The organism is Sorangium sp. So ce321 (assembly GCF_051530195.1).
GTDB lineage: Bacteria > Myxococcota_A > Polyangia > Polyangiales > Polyangiaceae > Sorangium.
Window position 1 is genome coordinate 6,785,364 of the sequence record NZ_CP150329.1, and the last position, 22,443, is coordinate 6,807,806.

Below are 22,443 nucleotides of genomic sequence, written 5' to 3' on the forward strand. Positions count from 1 at the left end.
TACCCTAGGTGGCGCCCTGCAGGGACGGCTGCAGCAGACGCGCGGCGATGAGCCGCGGCGCCTCCAGCTCCTCGGCGACGCCGTGGATGGCGTCCTCGAGGCGCGCGAGCGTCTCCTCGCTCATCTGACCGTGCAGGGGCAGGCAGACCTGGCCCGCGCAGAGCCTGTCCGTGTGCGGCAGGGCGACGCCCGCCTGGAGGCAGGTCAGCTCGTGCAGCGGCGGGTAGAAGTACCGGCGCGCCTCGATGCCCCGCCGCGCGAAGGCGGCGACGGCGTCCTCGATCGGGACGTCGACGAGCCTGACCCCGAGGTTCTGTCCGTTGGGGCTCACGCCCGGCGGGATGCGCTGGGCGCGGTACACCTGCGGGTGCCGGGACAGGGCCGCGCGCAGCCGGTCGAGGTACGTCCGCCTGCGGGCCAGCGCCTCGGGGAGCCGGCGGAGCGACGCGAGCGCCAGGGCGGCGCGCAGCTCGTCGATCTTGGCGTTCATGCCCGGGACCGACGCCTTCAGCGGCTGCGCGAGCCCGTGGTTGCGCAGCCGGCGCATCGCCGCGCTCACGTCCCGGTCGGGCGAGACGACCACGCCGCCCTCCGCGCCCACGAGGACCTTGGTCGCGTGCAGCGAGTAGGTCGTCGCCGTGAGGAGCGGCTCCGCCTCGCGGCTCGCCGTCTCGGTGCCCATGCCGTGCGCGTTGTCGTAGATCACGGCCGCGCCTGCGGCCCGGGCCTGCCGCGCGACGCTGGCCAGGTCGGGAGGCACGCCGAACACGTTGACCGGGAGGACCAGCGTCGCTTCGTGCTTCGCGAGCAGGCGGCGCAGGTGCTCCGGATCCATCGTCCAGGTCTCCGGGTCGATGTCGCAGAAGACCGGCTCGAAGCCCGCGTGCACCGCGGCGTTCAGCGTCGCGATGAAGGTGAACGCAGGCAGGATCGCCTTGCCCCGCCGCACCGCCGCTGCCTCGATGGCGAGGCTGATCGCGATGGCGCCGTTCGAGACGACCACGGCGTCGTCGACGCCGAGGAACGTCGCGATCTCGCGCTCGAAGCCCTCCGAGAACGGGCCGCCGTTGGTCAGGCGCCCCGAGCGCAAGATGTCGGCGAGCTGCGCCGCGATCGCGTCGGGCTCGTCCACCTGCGGCAGGACCATGGGGATGAAGGATCGCTGGTCACTCATGCTTGTCTCTCCAGACCAAGGCGTTGCAGCGCGACGCGGCCGATGAACTCCGGGATGCCGAGCAGGTACCGCCGCCAGAGCCGCCTCGGCTCGGTCATCAGGCGGTACAGCCACTGGACGTGGTTCCGGCGGACCCACTCGGGCGGATAAGCGACGGCCCCGGCCACCTGATCCAGCAGCCCGCCCATGCACCAGGCGGCGTGCACCTGGAGCGCGGCGAGGTGCCGGTTCACCCAGATCTCCTGCTTGGGTGGGCCGAGGCCGAGGATGAGCAAGGCGGCGCCCGAGTCGTTGATCCTCTGGACCACCGCCGCCTCCTCCTCGGGCGCGAAGTACCCGTGGTGAACACCGGCGATCTGCAGGCCCGGACGCTCGGCGACGAGGCGCCGGGCGACCTCGTCGGCGATCCCGGGCGCCCCGCCGAGCAGGAAGACCGAGGCCCCGCGCTCGGCGCACAGGTCCACGATCTTCGCCAGCTCGACCGGGCCCACGTTGATCCGCTCCGGGCACGGGCCGCCCAGCAGGCGAGTTGCCCAGACCACCCCGATGCCGTCGGCGTACACGACGTCGGCGCCGGCGACCGCGGCGCGGTACGGCGCCTCGCGCGCCGCCAGGATGGCGCCGTAGGCGTTCACATAGGTGTAGTACTCCGGCCTGCCGCCGGTCCTCCGCAGGGCGTCGTCCAGCTGAGCCAGCAGCTCCTCGAAGGTGAGCCGCGCGACGGGGACACCGAGCACGTCGATCCGGGGCGGCGCGGACGGGGCGTCCACGGTCATACAGCACCTCTCGACGGCGTCACCTTGGCCTGCGTGCTGATGAACGCGCGCGGATCGGTGACAGGGCCGCGATCGAGGACGGGCCGCGCCTCGTCGGTGCCGAACATGGCGACGTAGTCCCCGTGGAACCCGTCGCAGATGTCGCGGAGCGCGCAGCTCCGGCACGCGGCGCCCTTCTCGTAGCCGTTGTGCTCGACGCGGTTCAACGCGTCATTGCGGTAGGCCGCGTCTCGATCCCCGCGGCGGCGGAGGAACCGATAGGAGAGCCCTTCCAGCTTCCTCATCGCGGGGCCGAGCCGCGGGTGGGTGTCGGCGCGGAGCATCCGGCCCCGGAGGTCGAGCGCGTCCGCGAGGCGGAGGAGCGGCTGCCGGAGCGGGCCGAGGCGCGGCCGCGCGCCGAGCGGAACGGGCGGCGACACGGGACCGGGCCGCATCCGCTGCGGCCCCTTGTTGGTCCAGGTCCAGCTCGCGAAATCCCACTCGTGCGGGTCGTACGGGAGCTGCTGGTAATCGTACACCGAGGGCCAGTGGCGCTCGGAGACGACGCAATGGGGCAGGTACCGGACGTTCGCCTCGATGCCGGCGCGCGCGAGCACGTCGAGGGCCTCGTCGAGCGGCTCCCGCAGGTCGGCGTAGCGAGGCACGTTCTCGGCGGTGCGGGCCCCCGCCTTGCGCTGATCCGCGAAGGGGTTGAAGGCGAGGAAGTTGACGTTGCGCGCGCCCACCTCCACCGCCAGCTTCGCGATCGCCGGGAGCTGCGGCACCGCGCGCCTGGACATCACGCAATTGAACCGGAACGGCACATCGAGCGCGATGAGGTGATTCAGGGCCTGCATCTGGCGCACGTGCGCGCGGTCCGCGCCCACGGTGAGGTCGTGCGCCTTCCCGAGCCCCTGGACGCTGACCAGGAAGTCCGCGACGCCGGAGTCCTTGAACTGCTGCACCTTGTCGCGCTTGTCGAGCACCAGCGCGTTGGTGATGAGCGTCGGCGCCAGGCCGATCTCGACGCAGTACCGGACCAGCGCGTGGATGTCGCGCCAGATGGTCGGCTCGCCGCCCTGGATGTCGATCGCGTTGTTCCCGTAGAAGTCGACAAGGGTCCGGCAGATCTCCTTTGCCTTCTCCAGCGACATGAACGGGTGCTCGGGGTGCTCCTTGTCCTCGATCCGGTCGAGGAAGTAGCAGAAGTGGCAGCGGAGATTGCATGTCTGCCCGAGCCACAGCACCCCGCGGCGCGTGATCTCCCGGCTCTTGCCGTGCGATTGCGGCGCGGCGGGCGGGCGCGTGGCCGGCACGGCCAGGGCGAGGGCCCGCTCGAGCAGGACGTCCGGCGGCTCGATCTCCTCGGGGACCTGCGGCGCCCCCTTCCGCTTGAGCTGCACCAACGAACCGTTACCATCCGTGCTGGTCTTCACTTGTGCCTCTCCTGGGTTCAATCACTCGCGGCAACCCGCCGCGCCCTGCGAAGGCGCCGACACGGTTTCGAACGTCCCGATCTCGACGGCGGTGACGTGTGCTGCGCGCTGCGCGCCGCGCGGCGGCGCGCCCTGCTGCTCGTCGAGATTCGATGACATAGAGTTGAACTGCGCGTCGATCGAGGCGATAGAGGAGCGCCATGCTCACACAACGCCCCTCGGCGAAGGCTCTCCTCCGCTCATGACGACGTCGCCGGCCAGCCGCGAGGACAGCCCGCCTCCGGCGAGGAGGAGCGTCTCCGGCAACATCGCGCTGAAGACCGTGAGCGATCTCGTCTCGCGCGGTGTCCGCATGGTCCTCGCCGTCGTCGCCGCGCGGCTGCTGGGGCCAGCGGGCTTCGGCGATTACAGCTACGCGTTCGCGGTGGGCTTCCTGCTCGGCGAGCTCGCGGACCTCGGCCTGCACATGTTCATCGCGCGGGAAGTGGCCCGGGATCCGGGCGCTCCCATCGGCCCGCTCGTGCGCCTCAAGCTCGCCGTGACGCTGGCCGCCGGCGCCGTGGGGCTCCTGGTCGGCCTCCTCGCGGGCGCGGCCTCGCCGCGCCGCACGCTCGTCTGGCTGCTGACCGCCGCGTGGCTCATGGCCTCGTTCGTCGAGATGCTGAACCAGGTGTTCCGCGGCCACCAGCGCATGGAGCGCGAGGTGCTGGTGGCGGTCACCATGGCGATCGCGTCCTTCGGGCTGGGGACGGCGGCGCTGCTCTCCGGCCTGGGCGCGCTCGGCCTCGCGTGGGGCCTCGTCGCAGGCCACCTGATCGCCCTCGCGCTGGCCGTGGCCCTCGCCGCTCAGCTCCTCGAGCGCCGGCAGTGGTCCAGCGAGGGCGCGATGCTCCCGCGGAGCTTCCTCCGGGAGGCTGGGCCTCTCGCGGTGGCGATGATCGCCAGCCCCCTCTACTTCCAGATCGACCTCCTGATGCTGGGCTGGATGAGCACCCCCCAGGCGGTCGGCGACATGAGCGCGGTCCAGCGCGTGATCGGCGGCGCCATGATGCTGCCGGGCGTCGTGCGCGCGGCCGTCTTCCCCGCCTTCGTCGCGAGCCGCTCCGCGAGCGCCCGCAGGCGGCTCGCCGCGCTCACCTTCCTCGGGCTGATGACCGCAGGCGCGCTCATGAGCGCCGGCGTGTGGTGGCTCGGCGGGCCGATCGTGCGGCTCGTGTTCGGCCCACAGTACGCGAGCGCCGTGCTGCCGCTGCAGCTCCTCACGACGGCGCTCGTGTGGATGATGCCGGAGTTCGCCATCGGGCCGCTGCTCTTCGCGACGGGCCAGCAGCGCTCGCACGCGGTCCTCTGGGTGACGAGCGTGCTCCTCATCGCGGCCGGGAACTTGTGGGCGGTGCCGACGCACGGCGCCGCCGGCGCCGCCATGGTGAAGCTCGTCGTCACGCTCGGCCTGGTGGCCGGCGAGGTGATCGTCCTCTGGCGCGTCAGGGACCACCTCGGGGTCCAGTGAGCGGCAGCGGAGCGGACCTCCTGCGTCGCCTCCTGCGTCGCCTCCTGCGTCGATCGCCCAGCGCACGGGGTCAGTAGCTCCCCACACCGAAGAGCATGCGCAGCGGCGTGATCGCGATGATCTTGAGGTCGAGCCAGAAGCTGGCGTTGGCCAGGTAGTAGATGTCGAGGATGACGCTCTGGTCGAAGGTGACCTGGTTGCGCGCCGCGACCTGCCACAGGCCGGTGATCCCGGGCCGGCCGCCGCTGCGGAGGCGGTGCCACTCCTTGAGCGCGTTGTGCTCCGCGACCGGATAGGGCCTGGGTCCGACCAGGGCCATGTCGCCGGTGAGCACGTGGATGAGCTGGGGGACCTCGTCGAGGCACAGCCAGCGGAGCAGGCCGCCCAGCCGCGTGATGCGCGGATCCCTGGGGTGCTTGGGGATGACGGACCCGTCCTCGCGCAGGAAGCCGGGGATGTCGCCGCGGATGACCGCCAGCCGCGCGGCGTCGCTCCGGTCCTCGCCGTCCTGGCGCCGCGTCCGCATCGTCCGGTACTTGAAGAACGAGAACGGCTCCCCGCCCAGCCCTGCCCGCGGGGCGACGTGGAACGCCCCGCCCGGGGACTCGAGGGAGATCAGCAGCGCGATCGTCAGCCACAGCGGCGCCCCCCCGAGCAGCACCGACAGCGCCACGAGCTTCTCGATGGCCTGGGTGGCCATGGCGTCGAGGCCGCCCCGCTGGCCCGAGCCGAACCGGACGATCGGGACCCCCTCCGCGGTCCGCTCGGTGAGGCCGAGGCGCGCCGCCAGCCACTCGAGGTCCCGCGACGCGATGGCGACGCCCTGCTCCCGCCCGCGCGCCCGCTTCAGCACCTCCCCGATGGCGTCGAGGCCCTCGACGGCGATCGGAGCGCTCGGATCCAGCGGAGGAGGCGGCGCGGTCTCATCACGAGCGAAGGACGTCGGTGCACAGGTCAAGAAAACCTCCTGGTAGTGTCCGGTCCGGCGTCGCGACGGTTCCCCCGCGCCGCCGGACGCGCAGCCATCTCGTCTCAGCTCTCTCTCAGCTGCTCCCCGAATGCCCGGCGTGTTCGCCACCGCGCCCACGCCGGAAACAGCTCTCCCACCACGCTGCGGAGGCGAAGCCGCAGCGGAACGCTCGTGTGTGCCCGCGGCTCGCGCCAGAGCGCGGCCACGCTGGCGGCGACCCGGTCCACCGGGACTCCGCCGTCCTGCGGTCGAGACGCCGAGCCGCGGCGCCGCCGCTCGTCCTCGTGCAGGCCCGTGTCCACCCAGCCGGGGTGCACCTGGGAGACCTGGATCCCCCGGGGCGCGAGCTCGAGCTCGAGCGCCTCGCTGAGGCCGCGGACGGCGAACTTCGTGGCGGAGTAGACGCTCTTCAGCGGCACGGCGCGGAACGACACCTCGGATCCGACGTTGATGATGTGGCCGCCACTTGCCCCCATCGCCTGCACCGCGTGCCGGCAGCCGAGGATGACGCCGACGAGGTTGGTGCGGACGATCGACTCGATGTCCTCGAGGGCCATCTCGTCGAGGCGCCCGTAGCCCTCGCGGGCAGCGTTGTTGACGACGACGTCGATCCCGCCGAGGAACGCGCGCGCCGCGCCGAAAAAGGCGCGCTGGGAGGCGTCGTCGCCGACGTCCAAAGGCCCGGTGCCGAGCCGGCGGCCCGCGTGCTCCGGCGCGAAAGCCTGCTGCAACGCGAGGAGCGCCTTCTCGTCTCGCGCGCCGGCGAACACCCGATGCCCCTCCGCCAGGGCGCGCGCCACGACGGCCCGCCCGATCCCGCGCGAGCCGCCGAGCACGACGATCGCGAGGGCTCGCTCAGGCACGCGCGACCCGCGCCAGCAGATCTCGGCCCAGGCTGCGCACCAGGAGCCTCTGGCTGCTCACGAGGTGCTGCTGGTTGAGCCACGGCGCCGCGCACGCGAAGCAGCCATGATCGTGCAGGTGCTCCCACGCGGCCCGGAACCCGACCTCCAGCACGTTCTTGGCCGGGAAGTCCGCGAGTCGCTGGTTGCACGGATACATGCGCCCATCTCCGTCGATGAAGGCATAGTAACGGCCCGCGCTGCACGGGAGGTAAGGAAAGCTCGGTCGCTTCCCTTCGTCGGTGACGCGGTCGTCGCCGTGCTGCTGCCACCAGAGCGCCATGTTCTCCCAGACGCGCTCGCGGAACACCAGGGGCGCTCCCTCGCGCTTGAGGGCGAGCAGGGCGTCCGCCAGGACCTGGCGCTCGCCCGAGTCGAGCGAGTTGTCGCCGTGCACCCGCAGCTGCCGGTCGGACTGCGGAGAATAGCTCATGACGACCTCGAGCCGCGCGTCGAAGCGAGCCGCCAGGTCGAGGAGCCAGGGGACCTGGTCCTTGTTCCGGCGGTTCAGCACCGCCTTCACGATGCGCGGGATGCCGCGCGCCCGGCACACCTCCAGCGCGCCCATGGAGACGGCGAAGGTCCCCTCGCCGCGGTTCAGATCGTTGATCGGCTCTGGACCGTCGACGCTCAACACGACCGAGCTCAGGCGTACGAGCTCATCCACGCGCTCCTTGACGCGGAATCCGCTCGTCACCATGCCCACCGAGATCCCCAGACCCACCGCCCGGTCGATGATCTGGCCGATGGACTTGTGCAGCATCGGCTCGCCGCCCGTCAGCGTCATGACCGCGGTCCCGAGCGACGCCGCCTCGTCCACAATGGAGCACAGCTGCTCATAGCGGAACTGACCGATACTGTCGCGGCGGTGGTGATAGTCGCCGTAGCAGTATTCGCAACTCAGGTGACATCGGTTTGTCACACAAATGTCCACCCAGATGGGACGCGCCTCGCGGGCGAGCTTGGCGCGGACGAGTGAGCCGAGGTAACGAGGGGAGCGGTGCACTGGGTCCAGTATATAGAACTCGCCTCCGGTTGTCATCTGCCTTTGTAAATAGAATTTCTTATGGTAAGGTCTGACCCCGATCAAAGCGGGTCCGAGCTCTTACTGAACAGCCGTTAAGGAGGCACTTTTCCGATGAGCGCGAGCAAGCGAATCCTGGTCACGGGTGGAGCTGGTTTTCTCGGGTCGAACCTCTGCGCTCGGCTGCTGGCCGAGGGCAACAATGTGATCTGTGTGGACAGCATGGTCACGGGGCTCGAGGAGAACCTCGCCCCGCTGGTCAAGAACCCGCGGTTCCAGTGGCACCGCTGCGACGTCAGCGAGCCGTTCCACTTCGAGGTCGACCAGATCTACAACATGGCCTGCGCGGCATCCCCGCCGAAGTACCGGGCCAATCCGGTGCACACGCTCAACACGAACGTGTTCGGCGCGATCAACGCCCTCAAGCTGGCGGAGAAGCTGGGGGCCCGGGTCCTGCAAGCCTCCACGTCCGAGATCTACGGGGACGCGCAGGTCCACCCGCAGCACGAGGACTACTGGGGGAACGTCAACCCCATCGGGCCGCGCGCCTGCTATGACGAGAGCAAGCGGGTGGCGGAGACTTACTTCTGGGAGTACCGCCAGACTCGTAACGTCGACACCGTCATTGTGCGCATCTTCAACACCTACGGGCCGAACATGGCGCGGGACGACGGCCGGGTCATCTCGAACTTCGTGGTCAAGGCGCTGCGCGGCGAGGCGCTGGAGCTGTACGGCGGCGGCCACCGCACGCGCTCGTTCTGCTTCGTCAGCGACCTGATCGAGGGGCTGGTTCGCGTGATGAACGCCAAGGACCTGACCGGGCCCGTCAACCTCGGGAACCCGGCCGAGACGACGATGCTCGATCTCGCCGAGCTCATCATCCGCAAGACCGGCGGGCGCGCGAAGCTGACGGTGGGCGACGCGGTGATCGACGACCCCCAGCGGCGCAAGCCCGACATCTCCAGGGCCCTCGAGCTCCTTGACTGGCGCCCGGTCGTGGACCTCGAGTCGGGCCTCGACCGCACGATCGACTGGTTCCGCCCGCGCGTCTGACGTGTGGACCGCGCGGACGAGGGCTGCCAGGTCCCTCGCCCGCCACCCCGGTCGATCGGCCCGCGCTCAGCCTCCCTTCGACGGGAGGCGGCCGGAGGTGGCCATGACGCGTCCGCCGCGACCAGCATAGACGTCGGCCAGGATCCGGTCGCGCTGCGCCCCGATCTGCCGTCCGAGCACGCGGTGGAGCGCGGCCCTCAGGGCCATCCCGCCCAGCCCGCGCGCGACCGCCCCCGGCCCTGGAGCCGAGCTGAGCCGATTCAGGAGGATCCGCGGCGCCGTCCGCATGGAGAGCACGCGGGCGTCGTCACGCCGATAGAGCTCCGGATAGCTCGAGCGGATCTGCTCTCTCGCGGCGGCGTTGCGCGCCAGCGCGCGGACCACGTCGGCCATGCTGTCCACCTCGAAGTGAATGGGCGCCTCGGGGACCACGACCAGCGCGTCGCCGGCGACGAGCGCCGTGAGCCATGAGTCCTCGGTCACGAGGTCGACGGGCAGCTGGGGGAGCGTCCCCTCGCGCAGCAGCCCTCGCTTCGCCATCACCGCGCCCAGGCGGTCGCGGTCGATGGCGTAGAGACGACCGGAGATGTAGTCCTGACCGAGGCTCGTCGTGAGCAGGCGGATGGCGGTGCCGAGCGGCGGAGGCGGCGCCCCGCGCGGCTGCTCGAACGCCGCGGCGACGGCGGCGTGAGGAGCGCGCTCCAGGGCGCGCAGCAGGGCCGAGATCGAGCCCGCGGCCGGGCGCACGTCGGCGTCCGTGAACACGAGTCGGCTGTTGCGCGCCCGGGTCACCAGGGCGTTCCAGGCGTTGTTCTTGCCAAGCTCGCTCTCGATGACGGTGAGCCGCGGCTCCCGCCCCCGGAACGCCTCGACGACGCCCTCGGTGCCGTCCGTGCACCCGTTCAGGCAGACGAGGATCTCGTCCACCTCGGGGCCGAGCCGCGACAGCTCGGTGAGGGTCGCCTCGATGGTGCGGACTTCGTTATACGCTGGCAGGCAAATGCTGGCTGGCATCGCCTCCGACGCATAGCACCACGCCGGCTCGGATGTCACGCGCGGCAGCGGGCAGCGCCGCCGGGGCGACCTGCTGCGAGCCCGCTCCGGGTCGTCCAGCGCGGGCACGTCTGTCAGCCATCGGTCACCATCGAGCGGGATTGGCCCGGGCGCCAGGAACGCGTGACGGCAAGACGACAAGACGCCACGAGCGCCAGGAGATGTCGTCTCCTGGCGCCCGCGGCGTCTCGCTCCTGCTAGCTCGGGGTCGCTGTACCAGGCGCGGCCTGGTGTCGCGTCAGTTCGAGCGGGTCGGCGCGTACTTGTAGAAGTTCTGCGCCCACTCGATGGTCCAGATCGTCGGCTCCACGTACACGTTCTTGTCCGTGCCGAGGATCATGCCCTGCTTCATCTTCGCCATCGCCGCCAGGAAGACGCGGCGGTCGTCCTCCATGCGCGACCGCATCACGGTCGAGGGCGGGTACAGCTCCTTGACCTGATCCACGACCGTGGTGTCGCTGATCCACCCGTCGACCCCGTGCACGCCCTTCGGGAGGCGCTCGCCGCCGGCGTCCAGCCAGTCACGCAGATCGTTGTTGCCACGGTTCATGCCGTCCGCGTGGCAGCCGATGCACGAGCTGCCGGTGTTCAGGCGGCGGTCCGGGCTGGCGAAGCCCACCAGGCTGTTGATCTGCGCGTCCGTCGCCGTCCGGGCGATGCGCGGATCACGCACGATGTTGACGAAGGCGTCGACGCGGCGCTGGTTGAAGCCGCCCCACAGCGAGTACCCCTGCAGGCCGTTCGGCAGATCCCAGATGACCTCCTCCGCCGACTGCTGGAGCCCGTCGGTCCCGGTGTAGTAGCGGCAGTTCAAGAAGCCGCTGCCGCCGTAGCTCGGCTGCCCCTCGCACCCCGCCGGCTCCGTGCCTTGCGGCTGAGCCAGGGTCGCGATGAAGCTGAAGTTGCTCGCCGAGGTGCCGCCGCCCGTCCCACTGATGAACTTCGGGATCGGGTGCGCCCAGAAGGGGTACCGGATCTGGCCCTGCTCGTACGCCTGCTCGATCGTCGTCACGCCGCCGTCGAGCTGCCCGGTGAAGACGTCCCACGTCTTCCAGTAGTACCCGCCGCGCCTCGTCCTGGCCCGGAAGTACATGCGGGAGTCGACGGTGATCGCCTGCTTCGTGAGCATGTACTCGTACGACTTCATCCCCTGGTCCTTGATGACGCCGAGCTCGGTCTCGAGATCCTGCGCATACCAGGGGATCGCCATGATCGCGTTGTACACGTCGGGGCGGGTCAGCGTGTAGACGAGCTGGCTCGCCTCGATGTAGTCCGTCTTGAAGCCGTCGACGTACGGCGGCAGCACCCCGCCGTCCGTGGCGCCCTCCACATTGCCGGCGAGGACGCGCCCCCAGACCAGCTTCGCGAAGTTCGGATCCCGCTGGACCTCCGTCGTGTACCTGTATCGCTCCCTGAAGGTGACGTCGGAGCCGACCGGCTCGCCGAGGTAGTTGACGCTGGTCCTCCCGAAGAAGACGTCGTCGTCCGACCCGCCGAAGTGGAGCTTCGTGACGCCCTTGTTGTAGCCCCAGTAATCGCGGGTATCGAAGCGGTAGACGATGCCCTTGCCGTTGATGTCCACCGGGTTGACGATCGTGGGGGCCCAGCGCGCGGTCGAGTTCAGGGCCTTGGACAGCCCCACGCGGGCCACGTTCATCTCCTCCGCGGTGACGCCCTTGTTGTGGATCTCGTGCAGCGAGGCGTACTTGATGAACTCCGCGTCGGCCGCGGCGACCGTGGCCTTGTTCGTCGCGATCCACGACCTGACCTGCTCCTCGGTGACCTTCTCGCTCGCCGCGACGGGGCGCGGGGTCGCCGGCAAGGTCGGCGCGACAGCGTTCGCCCACGCCGTGACGGCGTTGAGCATCTGCGTGTTCGCGTCCTTGCAGTCGCGTCCGAAGCAGTTGTGCCGGTCGATGCCCATCCGGACGACGAGCTTGGAGTCCGCCGGCTTCTTGAAGTTCACGCGCGTGAGCGCGTACTCGTGGGCCAGCGCCGGATCGACGTCGGAGTGCATGGGCGCCTGGGCCTTGCCCGTCGAGCTGTGGCAGCCCCCGCAGTTGGTCCTCAGCAGCGGGTAGACCGTCTCCTGGAAAGACGCCAGCGACGTCGCCATGTTGAAGTCGCTCGGGAGACAGACGGGCTCGACGTTGTAACCGCCCTTGCCGTTCGGGAGCTGGCTATAGCCGATCCCGCACCCTGCCGCCGGCTTGACCCCCACGTCGCCAGAGCCGACGGGGCCGCCGCCGGTGCCGCCCGTCCCGCCGGTGCCGCCGGTGCCGCCGGTGCCGCCCGTGCCGCCGGTACCGCCGGTACCGCCGGCGCCACCAGCGCCGCCGGTGCCAGTGGTCGAGCTCGATGTCGAGGTGGAGGTCGATGTCGATGTCGATGTCGAACTCGAGCTCGAGCTCGAGGTGCCCCCCACGGCCCTGAGCGAGAACTTCTGGTTATCGCCGTTCGCCCAGCCGTACTGCTGGAGGCCGGCGCCGTCCGAGGTCGACCGCCCCGTGACGTCGAACACCTTGCCGCTGCTGCGGATGTTGATCCGCTGAACGTCGGTGACGACGTCGGCGAACTGGAATTGCTGGTTCGTGCCGGTGCCACAGGTGGACTGGACGATGGTGGCGCCGTTCGCTGTCGACGAGCCGTTGACCCCGAGGCAGAGGCCGCTGTTCACGTTCTTCAGTCGGAAGTATCCGCCACCGGCGGACTCCGCCCGGAACTGCTGTCTCGTGGCGCCGGCGACGCAGGTGGCGATCTGCGCGGCCGCCGAGGCCGCCGTGCTCCCGCCCCGGATCTCCACGCACTTGTTGCTCTGCCGGCCGACGATCGTATAGACCGCGCTCGGGTCGATGGTGATGGCGCCGTCGAGCGCGTCTCCATCCTCGCTGTCGGAAATCTCACCGGCGACGCATGAGACGGCGAGAAGACCCGTCGCGGCGGCAAGCAAGACACGCCTGGATGCGAATCTCATAGGACTCCCCTCATTACAATGAGTAAGTAAAAAAACCGATCTGTCTACAGCTCGACGCTGCCCTTGCGATGATCGGGGCGCTCGCCGCGCGCTGAAGCCTTCCGAGGGATGACCGCGACGGCCATCATCCTGGAGTGAATCTCAATCACGCGGTGCGCGGAGCGGGTCGGCTCGTTCCGTGTGGGTCAGGCACTGCGAAGAGGATGATTCTTGTTCTATATCGGGTTGTGAGTCAAGACGATCATGCGTTTTGCGAGATTTTGCGAGACGACCTGACTATTCCGGAGTCACGACAATGGCAGTTGCGGGGGCGATGGTGGGTAGCGCAGTATCCGACATGGCGCGGTCCCCGGTCAGGCTCTGCCGCGAGAGCAGCTGAACTGGTTAAGCTTAGCCTGAATAATACATGCTGACGCGCGCTGGATCAACTGATGACCAGGTCTATGCCAGATCCCTACGAGCGCCGATTCGTGCGGGAATTCGGGCCCCTGTCCCTGAATCAAGACGCGCTGGCACTCGCTGGATCAATCGATGACCATGCACTCGCTGGATCAATCGATGACCATGCACTCGCTGGATCATCGATGACCAGGCACTCGATGGATCATCCGATGACCAGGGTGTCGCTTTCTCTGGTGCCTGCAGATATCCAGGCCTATCAGAGCTCTTGGCGCCTTTCGCGTCACTGTCGGACCTTCTCGATCCGGGCTCCTGCGCTGCCTCGGACCGGCCAAGCGGATGGGCCGGGCCGCTTGAAGCCCGCGCTGGCGCCTGCAGCGCGCGCTGATCGACCGTCGATCCCGTCCAGGTGAACGGAGCCGATCGAGATCCAAGGGTCATTATTGATAATTCCCGAGCAAGGACGATCTGATCACGCGATCAACGTTCGATCGCACGTCAGCGAAGCCGGGCGCGGCGGCATCGACTCGGGCCAGGCCCGGCCAGGCAAGAGACGGTGTGTGATGGGGTGCGCAGATGCGCGCCGCACGAGGTCGTCGATCCACCCGCCGCCCGCCTCGTTCAGGGCACGCCGGCGTCGCCGGCGGTTGGCTCTCCAGAGAAGCCACCTTGCCCGCGCGTCGGGCAGCAGCTCGTCGGGTCGTGGACGCAGCAGCCTGGCTCGCTGTCGAGCACGCCCGCTGCCCGAGCGAGCGGGTCGACTCCCGTGCTTCGACAGGAGCCGAAGACCGTGTGTCCGGTGGCGAGGCGTTCAGCAGCCTTGTCCGGAAGAGCGAGCGACTCGCTCTTCCTCCTGGAGCCACGCGTCGTGGGCGGCGCCAGGATTCCCTCGCCGTCGAGCTCGAAGCGTCCAGAGCCACGTGCCCCGGAGATCTCCGGGTGAGGCGGAGGAGCGCGGCGGTTCAGCCCCTGGCCTTCGTCTTCCAGGGACAGCGCGTCAGCGCTGCGGCGGGCGAGGCCACAGCATGACCGCCGCGCCGACAAGGCAGATCGCCGCGCCGATCCAGTCCCGCCGATCGGGGACTTTCCGATCGACGCTCCAGCCCCAGAGCATCGAGAGCGCGATGAAGACGGCGCCGTACGCGGCATAGATGCGCCCGAACGGGTGCTCCGCCGCCTGCATCGCGGGGACGACGCCGTACGCCGCGAGCGCGGCGAACCCGGCCATGCCGAGGACCACGCTGCGCTGGTCGCGCAGCCAGAGCCACACGAGATACCCGCCGCCGATCTCGAGGAGACCCGCGGCGAGGAACAGGAGCCCAGCCCGCATGCGCGCAGCTTACCAGAAGGAAGGGCGCGGAGGCCGCGCGGGCGGCGCTCGCGCTCCCGGGGACTCGTGGTACGCTCCGCCAGCACGTGCTCCGGCGTCGAAAGCAGCGCTCCCCGTCCAGATGGGCCCGGCAGGTCGTCCGGCTGCTCTCGGCGCTGCTGCTCGCCCTCGTCGTGAGCCAGTCGGCGGCGGCGTACGCCTTCGTGGTCCTGGACGGCTGCGAAGAGTCGTGCCCGGACGACGACGACGGCTGCGATTGCCCCCTGGATTGCGCCGCGGGGTGCTGCGCCGTGCGGGTCGCCGGAATCCCGCTCTCCCCCAGCGTGCCTGTCCTGTTCCGGCCCTCCGCCGTGGAGCGCCTGCTGCTGCTCGCCGAGCGCGCGCCGCCGTCCGCAGACGCGCGCGAGGTGCTGCACGTCCCAAAGCCGCTGGCGAGGCGCTGAAGCGCTGCCGCGCGCCCGAGGCGGGGCCACGACTCGGATGCCCGGAGGCCTCTCGGACCGGCCTCACGGGCCCCGGACCGCTCGCGGCGAGGCTCGGCGCCCCCGTTCTGCACGTAGGCCCAGGCAAGCGGTCGGCCGGAGGCATGGCATCGACCGGCGCTGCCGCACGGAGGCCTCCACGAGCGCGCGCCCGGACCTCGGCGCCCGGGCGAGCGGACACTGGCGGGTCGCCGCGCGAGCGCGACGCCACGCCAGTGTCCGCTCGTCATGATCGGTCATGAGAAGGCAGCACGAAGGACAACGACGGAGACCACCATGAAGATTCATCTCATCTCGCTCGCCCTCTGCGCCCTCGCCCTCGGCGGCGCGGCGTGCTCCAGGGAAGCGCCGAGCGCGGAGAAGGCCGCGCCCGAACCGCCGACAGGGGCCGCGCAGGCCCCGGCCAACGCGGCGCACGCGCCCGGCGGCGTGAAGCCCGGGTCGCATGAGGACTGGTGCGGCGAGCACCAGGTGCCCGAGTCGCAGTGCAGCCGCTGCAACCCGGAGCTGATCCCGGCCTTCAAGGCGACAGGCGACTGGTGCGCGGAGCACGGCCTGCCCGAGTCGCAGTGCCTGAAGTGCAACCCCGACCTGAAGATCGTGAGACCGCCGAAGGGCAGCTGACATGGCCCGCCGCACCCACGCCGTTCGCGTCCACGCAACCCGCGTCCACGCCGTTCGCGTCCACGTCGTCCTGCTGCTGCTCCTCGCCGCCGTCGCGGGCTGCGGGCGTCGCGAGGCCGACAGGGCCGCGCAGGAGCCCGAGAAGGCCGCCGCGAAGGCCCCGGCCGGGCCGAGCGCCGACGGCGCCCTGTGCAAGGAGCACGGCGTGCTCGAGGCGCTCTGCACGAAGTGCAACCCGAGGCTCGCCCCGGTCTTCCAGGCCAAGGGCGACTGGTGCGAAGAGCACGGGCTCCCCGAGTCGATCTGCCCGATCTGCCACCCCGAGCGCGGCGGCAAGCCGGCCGCGGACGTGCGCCGCGACGAGGCGCCGGCCGACGGGACCAAGGTCAAGCTCAGGGCCAGGGACACGGCCCGGCTCGCCGGCATCCTCACGGCGAAGGCCGTCGAGCGGCAGGGCGGCGGCGGGATCCCGGCGACCGCCAGGATCGTCTACGACGCGCTCAAGGTCGCCGAGATCAACGCCCGCGCCCCGGGCGTCGTCCAGAAGCTCTTCGTGGACGTGGGATCCGAGGTCAAGAGGGGCGCGCCGCTCGCGGTCATCGACAGCGCCGACGTGGGCGCCGACCGGTCGCGGCTCGCCGGCGCGCTCTCGCGGTCGAGGGCCGCCGAGGAGAACCTGCGGCGCGAGGAGCAGCTCGAGAAGGAAGGGCTCGCGTCGCGCCGGAGCGTCCTCGCCGCACAGCAGGAGCTCGACGCCGCGCGCGCGGAGCACGCGTCGCTCGCGGCCTCCCTGGCCGTCGTGGGCGCGAGCGCGGGCGGGGGCAGCGGCTACACGCTCGCGACCCCGCTCGCGGGCGTCGTGACCCAGCGGCGCGCGACCGTGGGCCGGCTCGTCGGCGTCGAGGAGACCCTGTTCGAGATCGTCGACGTCTCGACCATGTGGGCCGAGCTCGACGTCCCGGAGACCGAGCTCCCGGCCGTGTCGCTGAAGCAGCCGGTGGTCATCGAGGTCGACGGCATCGAGGGGCGCAAGCTCGAGGGGGAGATCACCTACGTGTCGCCGGCCATCGATCCGGCGACGCGCACGGCCAGGGCGCGCGTGCCGCTCGCCAACCCGGGCGGCGCGCTGCGGGCCAACATGTTCGGCCGGGCGCGCATCCTCGCCCCCGCGCGCGCCGCGGTCATGGTGCCGCGCGCCGCGATCCAGCGCGCGCGCACGGCGAAGCTCGTCTTCGTCCGGCTCGCGGACGACCAGTTCGAGGCGCGGCGTGTCGAGATCGGCGCCACGGAAGGTGACCTCGTCGAGGTGGTCAAGGGCGTGCGCCCGGGCGAGGAGGTCGCGACCGAAGGGAGCTTCCTGCTCAAGACCGAGACCCTCAAGGAGAGCATCGGCGCCGGCTGCTGCGGCGAGGACTGAGGCGCGGCCATGCTGAACGCCGTCATCACCTGGTCGCTGCGCCACCGGCTCGCCGTGATCCTCGCGGCGATCGCCCTGTCGCTCGCGGGCCTCTGGGCGTTCCGCCGCCTGCCGATCGACGCCTTCCCCGACACGACCCCGGTGCAGGTGCAGATCAACGCCGTCGCCCCTGCCCTCTCGCCGGTCGAGATCGAGCGCCAGATCACGGCGCCCGTGGAGCAGGCGATCTCCGGCTTGCCGGGCCTCGAGGAGGTCCGCTCGCTGTCCCGCTTCGGCCTCTCCCAGGTGACGGTCCGCTTCGAGGACGACACGGACATCTACCTGGCGCGCCAGGTGGTCCTGGAGCGGCTGCAGACCGTGGCGCTGCCGCCAGGCATCGAGCGCCCGCGGCTCGGCCCCGTCGCCACCGGCCTCGGCGAGGTGCTCCATTACGTGGTCACGGGCAAGGGCGTGCCGCTCGGCGAGCTCCGCGCGGTCCACGACTGGGTGATCGCGCCGCAGCTCCGCTCGGTACGCGGCGTCGCCGAGGTGAACACCTGGGGCGGCGACGAGCGGCAGATCCAGGTCCTCGTCGACCCGGCGGAGCTCACGGCGCGGGGGCTGTCGCTGGGCGACGTCGCCGAGGCGCTCCAGCGCAACAACGCCAACGTGGGCGGGGGCAACCTCGATCAGGCCGGGGAGACGCTGCTGATCCAGGGGATCGGCATCGCGACCCGCCCGCGCGACATCGAGGAGATCGTGGTCGCCGCGAAGGCCGGGGCGCCGATCCGGGTCCGCGACGTGGCCCGGGTGGTCGAGGGGCGCGAGATCCGGCGCGGCGCGGTCACCGCGGACGGCCAGGGGGAGGTCGTGCTCGGCCTCGGCTTCATGCTGATGGGCGAGAACAGCCACGATGTCACGACGCGGCTCAAGGCGCGCCTCGACGAGGTGAAGAAGAGCCTGCCGCCCGGGGTCGACGTCGCGGTCGTGTACGACCGCACCGAGCTCATCGACCGGGTGCTCGCCACCGTGAAGCGGAACCTGCTCGAGGGCGCGCTGCTCGTCGTCGCCGTGCTCTTCGCCTTCCTCGGCAACCTCCGCGCGGGGCTCATCGTGGCGTCGGCCATCCCGCTGTCGATGCTCTTCGCCGGGAGCCTCATGCTGCGCGCGGGCGTGGCCGGCAGCCTGATGAGCCTCGGCGCGATCGACTTCGGCCTGATCGTCGACAGCTCGGTGATCATGGTCGAGAACTCGGTCCGGCGGCTCTCGGAGGACCGGACCGACCGCAGCGCCGCGGACGTGGTGCGCGACGCGTCGCTCGAGGTCCGCAAGCCGACCCTCTTCGGCGAGCTGATCATCATGATCGTCTACCTGCCGATCCTCGCCCTCGAGGGGGCGGAGGGGAAGCTGTTCCGGCCGATGGCGCTCACCGTGATCTTCGCGCTCCTCGGCTCGATGATCCTGTCGGTCACGCTGATGCCGGCGCTCTCGAGCCTGCTCCTGCCGCGCCGCCCGAGCGAGCGCGAGGGCGCGGTCGCGCGCCTCCTCCGGCGGGCGTACCTGCCTGTCCTCCGGGGCGCGCTCCGCTTCCGGTGGGCGGTGCTCGCCGGCGCCGCGCTGCTCCTCGCCAACGCGGCCTTCCTCGCGACCCGGCTCGGCGCGGAGTTCGTCCCGCGCCTGCGCGAGGGGACGATCGTCGCCAACACGGTGCGGCTCTCGGGGGTCTCCGTCGGCGAGTCGATCCGGTACGGCACGCAGATCGAGCGGGTCCTGGTCGACCGGTTCCCGGACGAGGTCGAGCGCGTCTGGACGCGCACGGGCACGGCGGAGGTGGCGACCGACCCGATGGGGCTCGAGGTCTCCGACGTGTTCATCACGCTGCGGCCGCGGGAGCGCTGGAAGCGCGCCGCGACGCAGGACGAGCTCGTCCAGGCGATGGAGTCCGAGCTCGCGGGGCTGCCGGGGATGCGCGTCATCTACACGCAGCCGATCGAGCTCCGGCTCAACGAGATGACCGCCGGGATCCGGTCCGATCTCGGGGTGAAGCTGTTCGGCGACGACCTCGACACGCTGAAGCAGAAGGCGCGCGAGATCGAGGCGGCGCTCAGGAAGATCCCGGGCGCCGCGGACGTCGTGACCGAGCAGATCACGGGGCAGCCGGTGCTCGAGATCGAGGTCGACCGCGACGCCATCGCGCGGCACGGCATCGCGGCCGCCGACGTGCTCGAGGTGGTCGAGTCGCTCGGCGGCCGCGAGGTGGGGCAGATCCAGGAGGGCGAGCGCCGGTTCCCCGTGGCGCTGCGCATCGACGACCGCTACCGGGAGGACCCGGCCTCGATCGGCCGCATCCTCGTCGCGTCGGCCGGCGGCGAGCGCATCCCCCTCGCGCGGCTCGCGAAGATCCGCACGGTCGAGGGACCGGCCGCGATCCAGCGGGAGTGGGCGAAGCGCCGCATCGTGGTGCAGGCCAACGTGCGCGGCCGCGACGTGGGCAGCTACGTGGACGAGGCCAGGGCGCGGCTCGATCGCGAGGTCGAGCTCCCGCCCGGCTACTACGTCCGCTTCGGCGGGCAGTTCGAGCACCTCGAGCGGGCGCAGGCGCGCCTCCTCGTCGTGGTGCCGATCGCGCTGGGGCTGATCCTGCTCCTGCTGCACGTCACCTACGGGCGGCTCCTCGACGCGGTCCGCGTGTTCACCGGCGTCCCGTTCGCCGCGGTCGGCGGGGTCGTCGCGCTCTGGCTGCGCGGCCTGCCGTTCAGCATCTCCGCCGGGGTCGGCTTCGTGGCGCTGTCGGGCGTCGCGGTGCTCGGGGACATGGTGCTCGTCTCCACCCTGCGGCAGCTCGTCGCCGCCGGCGTCCCCGTGCGCCGGGCGATCGAGCTCGCGGCCGAGCGGCGCCTGCGTCCGGTCCTGATGACGGCGCTGGTCGCGTCCCTGGGCTTCGTGCCGATGGCGTGGAGCACGGGCGTGGGCGCCGAGGTGCAGCGCCCGCTGGCGACGGTCGTGATCGGCGGCGTGATCTCGTCGACGCTGCTCACGCTGCTCGTCCTGCCGGCGCTCTACAGCGTCGCGGCGGGCGGGCGCGGGGAAGATCGCGAGCGGGCCCCTGCCCCGGACGCCGCCGGGGCGCCGGACGCCGCCGGGGCCCCGCCGGGCGCGGCTGCGGCCTTGCCGCCGGCCGCGGAGTAGGCCGTGCGCGTGAACGCTCGCCTCCGCGCGTTCGGCGGCGCCGCCGGCGTCCTGATGCTCCTCCAGGCGCTCGCCGTGGGCCTCTACTGGGCCGTCGAGCATCGCCGCCAGGCGGAGCGGCCCGGGCTTCCCTTCGCGCACGAGCAGCTCTCCGGCGCCGAGCCAGCGCCGGACGAGGTCCTCGCCCGGCCGGACGGGAGCGAGCTGCGCCTGAGCGCGCTGCGCGGCCGGGTCGTGCTGCTCCACGTCTGGGCGACCTGGTGCGGGCCGTGCCGCGCCGAGCTCCCTGCCCTGCTCGATCTCGGCCGGGAGCTCCAGCGCGACGGGAAGCTCCAGCTCGTGGCCGTCAGCGTCGATGAGAGCTGGGACGTCGTGCGCGCCTTCTTCGACGGCGAGGTCCCGCCCGAGGTCGTGCGGGCCGGCTCGCCCGCGGTCGCGCGGCGGCTCGGGGTGTCGACGCTGCCCGACACGTTCCTCGTGCGCCCGGACGGCAGCATGGCGCTCCGGTTCACGGGCGCGCGCGACTGGAGCGCGCCCGAAGCGAGGCTGCTCTTGACTGCACGGGCGTGGTCAGGCGCTGGCGAGCCGGGCGCGCCGCCGCCGCCGCGCTAACGGCGCTGCCGGGCGGCGGCGTGCGGCGTTCGGCGTGCGGCGTTGACGAACGCTGCGCGAGCCAGGCCGGACGAACGCCGGGCAGCTGGCCGGCTTGCCGGATCTCCAAATGAACGCTGCCGGGGCACGTAAGCCCGATCCGAGCTGTCCGGATGCGCTGCGAACCTTGCTGCGACCTGCATCCTCCGGCAGGCTAGAGGCATGACGTCCCTCGCCTTCGCGATGCCGGCGGAGATCGTCGACCCGAGCGTCGTCGCCCCGCCGGGCGATCTGTACAGCAACGAGCCCCCGATGGAGAGCTATCAGCACCTCGTCCAGATGATCCTGCTGCTCGAGAGCCTGGAGCTCTTCTGGAAGGAACGGACTGACTTTTTCGCGGCGGGCAACCTGACGATCTACTTCAGCCCTCGTCAGCTCAAGTCCGAGAGTTTCCGGGGTCCGGATTTCTTCGTCGTCCTCGGCACCGAGCGGAGGCCGCGCAAGAGCTGGGTCGTCTGGGAGGAGGACGGCCGGTACCCGAACGTGATCGTGGAGGTGCTCTCGGCGAGCACCGAGGACAAAGATCGCGGCATCAAGAAGCAGGTCTATCAGGACGTCTTCCGGACGCCGGACTACTTCTGGTTCCATCCAGAGACGCTCGAGCTCTCGGGCTTCCACCTGGTCGACGGGCAGTATGAGCCGCTCACCCCCGACGCCTCCGGCCGCCTCTGGAGCGCGCAGCTCGAGCTCTTCCTGGGCGTCGAGGAGGGGCAGCTCCGCTTCTTCACCCCGAAGGGAGAGCTCGTGCCGGCCGGCAAGGAGCTCGCCCAGCGGGCCGAGGCTGCGGAGCAGCGGGCAAGGCGGCTGGCGGAGAAGCTCCGGGAGCTCGGCGTCGATCCCGAAACCTTGAAGTAGCGCTCCGTTCCCCGCTGCCGAGGAGGACCCATGGCCGACATGCTCGTCAACCTGTTCAACCTCCCGCCGCTCGCCCCCGTGATCGAGGGGATGCGGCGGGCCTCCGTCGTGGTGCGGCGCGCCGCGCCATACGAGATCACGCCTGTCCGGCGGTTCGTCGAGCGGCACTTCACGACGGCGTGGGCCGACGAGATCAGCGTGGGATACGCAAACAAGCCTGTCAGCGTGCACCTGGCGCTCCGCGGAGGCGAGGTGATCGGCTTCTCCGCCCACGAGTGCACCCGCCGCGGCTTCTTCGGCCCGACCGGCGTCGCCGACAGCGAGCGCGGCAAGGGGGTCGGCAAGGCGCTGCTCCTCGCCTCGCTGCACGGGCTCGCGGAGCTGGGGTATGCATACGGCATCATCGGCGGCGTCGGGCCGGCCGAGTTCTATGCGCGCGCGGTCGGCGCGACGCTCATCCCCGGCTCCACGCCGGGGGTCTACGCCGACCCGCTGAGCGACACGGCCCCGCACGACGACGCGACGCCGTCTCGCTGACGCCCGGACGGCGCGCCACGCGCGCGCCCTCGCCGCGCGTCTCCCCGGCCTTCCTGCGATCATCGCCACAGGCGGGAGCGCGCGCCTCCACCAGGCAGCCTTCGTGCCCCGTGAGAGTTCTCCCTATAT

The 22,443-nt window shown here is 71.1% G+C and carries 18 protein-coding genes; 9 read left to right on the forward strand and 9 right to left on the reverse strand.

Annotation, left to right across the window (positions count from 1 at the left end; genetic code table 11):
* Positions 1-4: 4 nt before the first annotated feature.
* From WME89_RS25090 to WME89_RS25100, 3 genes are read right to left on the reverse strand one after another with little or no spacing between them, the layout of a single operon-like run.
* Entirely contained in the window at positions 5-1,174 is a 1,170-nt protein-coding gene (locus tag WME89_RS25090) for a DegT/DnrJ/EryC1/StrS family aminotransferase (protein ID WP_438011601.1), read from the reverse strand.
* Complete coding sequence (locus tag WME89_RS25095; RefSeq protein ID WP_437663599.1) at positions 1,171-1,950, reverse strand: WecB/TagA/CpsF family glycosyltransferase; 780 nt, start codon at positions 1,948-1,950, stop codon at positions 1,171-1,173. The genes WME89_RS25090 and WME89_RS25095 overlap by 4 nt, the downstream gene beginning before the upstream one ends.
* Positions 1,947-3,365: a radical SAM protein gene (locus tag WME89_RS25100; RefSeq protein WP_438011602.1), complete on the reverse strand. Its 1,419-nt coding sequence runs from the start codon at positions 3,363-3,365 to the stop codon at positions 1,947-1,949. Before WME89_RS25100 ends, WME89_RS25095 begins: the two co-directional genes overlap by 4 nt.
* Before the next feature lie 241 nt (positions 3,366-3,606).
* Here WME89_RS25100 and WME89_RS25105 point away from each other — a divergent pair, with 241 nt between their 5' ends.
* Positions 3,607-4,875, forward strand: coding sequence for an oligosaccharide flippase family protein (locus WME89_RS25105; protein ID WP_438011603.1), 1,269 nt, complete (start codon positions 3,607-3,609; stop codon positions 4,873-4,875).
* Positions 4,876-4,945: 70 nt separating this feature from the next.
* On the opposite strand, the gene WME89_RS25110 is transcribed toward WME89_RS25105, so the two are convergent.
* From WME89_RS25110 to WME89_RS25120, 3 genes are all read right to left on the reverse strand, one after another.
* A complete protein-coding gene (locus WME89_RS25110) occupies positions 4,946-5,833 on the reverse strand; it encodes a sugar transferase (RefSeq protein ID WP_438011604.1) in 888 nt (295 codons plus the stop codon).
* 74 nt (positions 5,834-5,907) lie between these two features.
* Positions 5,908-6,708: an SDR family NAD(P)-dependent oxidoreductase gene (locus WME89_RS25115; RefSeq protein WP_438011605.1), complete on the reverse strand. Its 801-nt coding sequence runs from the start codon at positions 6,706-6,708 to the stop codon at positions 5,908-5,910.
* Positions 6,701-7,669 (reverse strand): radical SAM/SPASM domain-containing protein, encoded by a 969-nt coding sequence (locus WME89_RS25120; RefSeq protein WP_438011606.1) that lies wholly within the window; start codon positions 7,667-7,669, stop codon positions 6,701-6,703. Before WME89_RS25120 ends, WME89_RS25115 begins: the two co-directional genes overlap by 8 nt.
* Before the next feature lie 216 nt (positions 7,670-7,885).
* Between WME89_RS25120 and WME89_RS25125 the strand changes: the two genes are divergently transcribed.
* Complete coding sequence (locus WME89_RS25125) at positions 7,886-8,824, forward strand: UDP-glucuronic acid decarboxylase family protein (RefSeq protein ID WP_437627760.1); 939 nt, start codon at positions 7,886-7,888, stop codon at positions 8,822-8,824.
* Positions 8,825-8,890: 66 nt separating this feature from the next.
* Here the strand turns inward: WME89_RS25125 and WME89_RS25130 are convergent, their stop codons facing one another.
* The 3 genes from WME89_RS25130 to WME89_RS25140 form a co-directional block, all read right to left on the reverse strand.
* Positions 8,891-9,838, reverse strand: coding sequence for a glycosyltransferase family 2 protein (locus WME89_RS25130; RefSeq protein WP_438011607.1), 948 nt, complete (start codon positions 9,836-9,838; stop codon positions 8,891-8,893).
* A gap of 277 nt (positions 9,839-10,115) precedes the next feature.
* Positions 10,116-12,851 carry an RICIN domain-containing protein gene (locus WME89_RS25135; protein WP_438011608.1) on the reverse strand — a complete coding sequence of 912 codons (2,736 nt, stop codon included), beginning with the start codon at positions 12,849-12,851 and terminating at the stop codon, positions 10,116-10,118.
* 1,396 nt (positions 12,852-14,247) lie between these two features.
* The gene (locus WME89_RS25140; RefSeq protein WP_438011609.1) at positions 14,248-14,580 is read right to left on the reverse strand and encodes a YnfA family protein; all 333 of its coding nucleotides are present in this window, start codon (positions 14,578-14,580) and stop codon (positions 14,248-14,250) included.
* A gap of 86 nt (positions 14,581-14,666) precedes the next feature.
* Between WME89_RS25140 and WME89_RS25145 the strand changes: the two genes are divergently transcribed.
* From WME89_RS25145 to WME89_RS25175, 7 genes are all read left to right on the forward strand, one after another.
* Positions 14,667-15,023 carry a hypothetical protein gene (locus WME89_RS25145; RefSeq protein WP_438011610.1) on the forward strand — a complete coding sequence of 119 codons (357 nt, stop codon included), beginning with the start codon at positions 14,667-14,669 and terminating at the stop codon, positions 15,021-15,023.
* A gap of 315 nt (positions 15,024-15,338) precedes the next feature.
* The gene (locus tag WME89_RS25150) at positions 15,339-15,686 is read left to right on the forward strand and encodes a hypothetical protein (protein WP_438011611.1); all 348 of its coding nucleotides are present in this window, start codon (positions 15,339-15,341) and stop codon (positions 15,684-15,686) included.
* 1 nt (position 15,687) lies between these two features.
* Positions 15,688-17,103: an efflux RND transporter periplasmic adaptor subunit gene (locus WME89_RS25155; RefSeq protein ID WP_438011612.1), complete on the forward strand. Its 1,416-nt coding sequence runs from the start codon at positions 15,688-15,690 to the stop codon at positions 17,101-17,103.
* Between the two features lie 9 nt (positions 17,104-17,112).
* Positions 17,113-20,271, forward strand: a complete 3,159-nt coding sequence (locus WME89_RS25160) for an efflux RND transporter permease subunit (RefSeq protein WP_438011613.1) — start codon at positions 17,113-17,115, stop codon at positions 20,269-20,271.
* Positions 20,272-20,280: 9 nt separating this feature from the next.
* Positions 20,281-20,883 carry a TlpA family protein disulfide reductase gene (locus WME89_RS25165; protein WP_438011614.1) on the forward strand — a complete coding sequence of 201 codons (603 nt, stop codon included), beginning with the start codon at positions 20,281-20,283 and terminating at the stop codon, positions 20,881-20,883.
* Between the two features lie 201 nt (positions 20,884-21,084).
* Positions 21,085-21,777, forward strand: a complete 693-nt coding sequence (locus WME89_RS25170) for a Uma2 family endonuclease (protein ID WP_438011615.1) — start codon at positions 21,085-21,087, stop codon at positions 21,775-21,777.
* A gap of 30 nt (positions 21,778-21,807) precedes the next feature.
* Complete coding sequence (locus tag WME89_RS25175; protein WP_438011616.1) at positions 21,808-22,314, forward strand: GNAT family N-acetyltransferase; 507 nt, start codon at positions 21,808-21,810, stop codon at positions 22,312-22,314.
* Positions 22,315-22,443 lie beyond the last annotated feature (129 nt).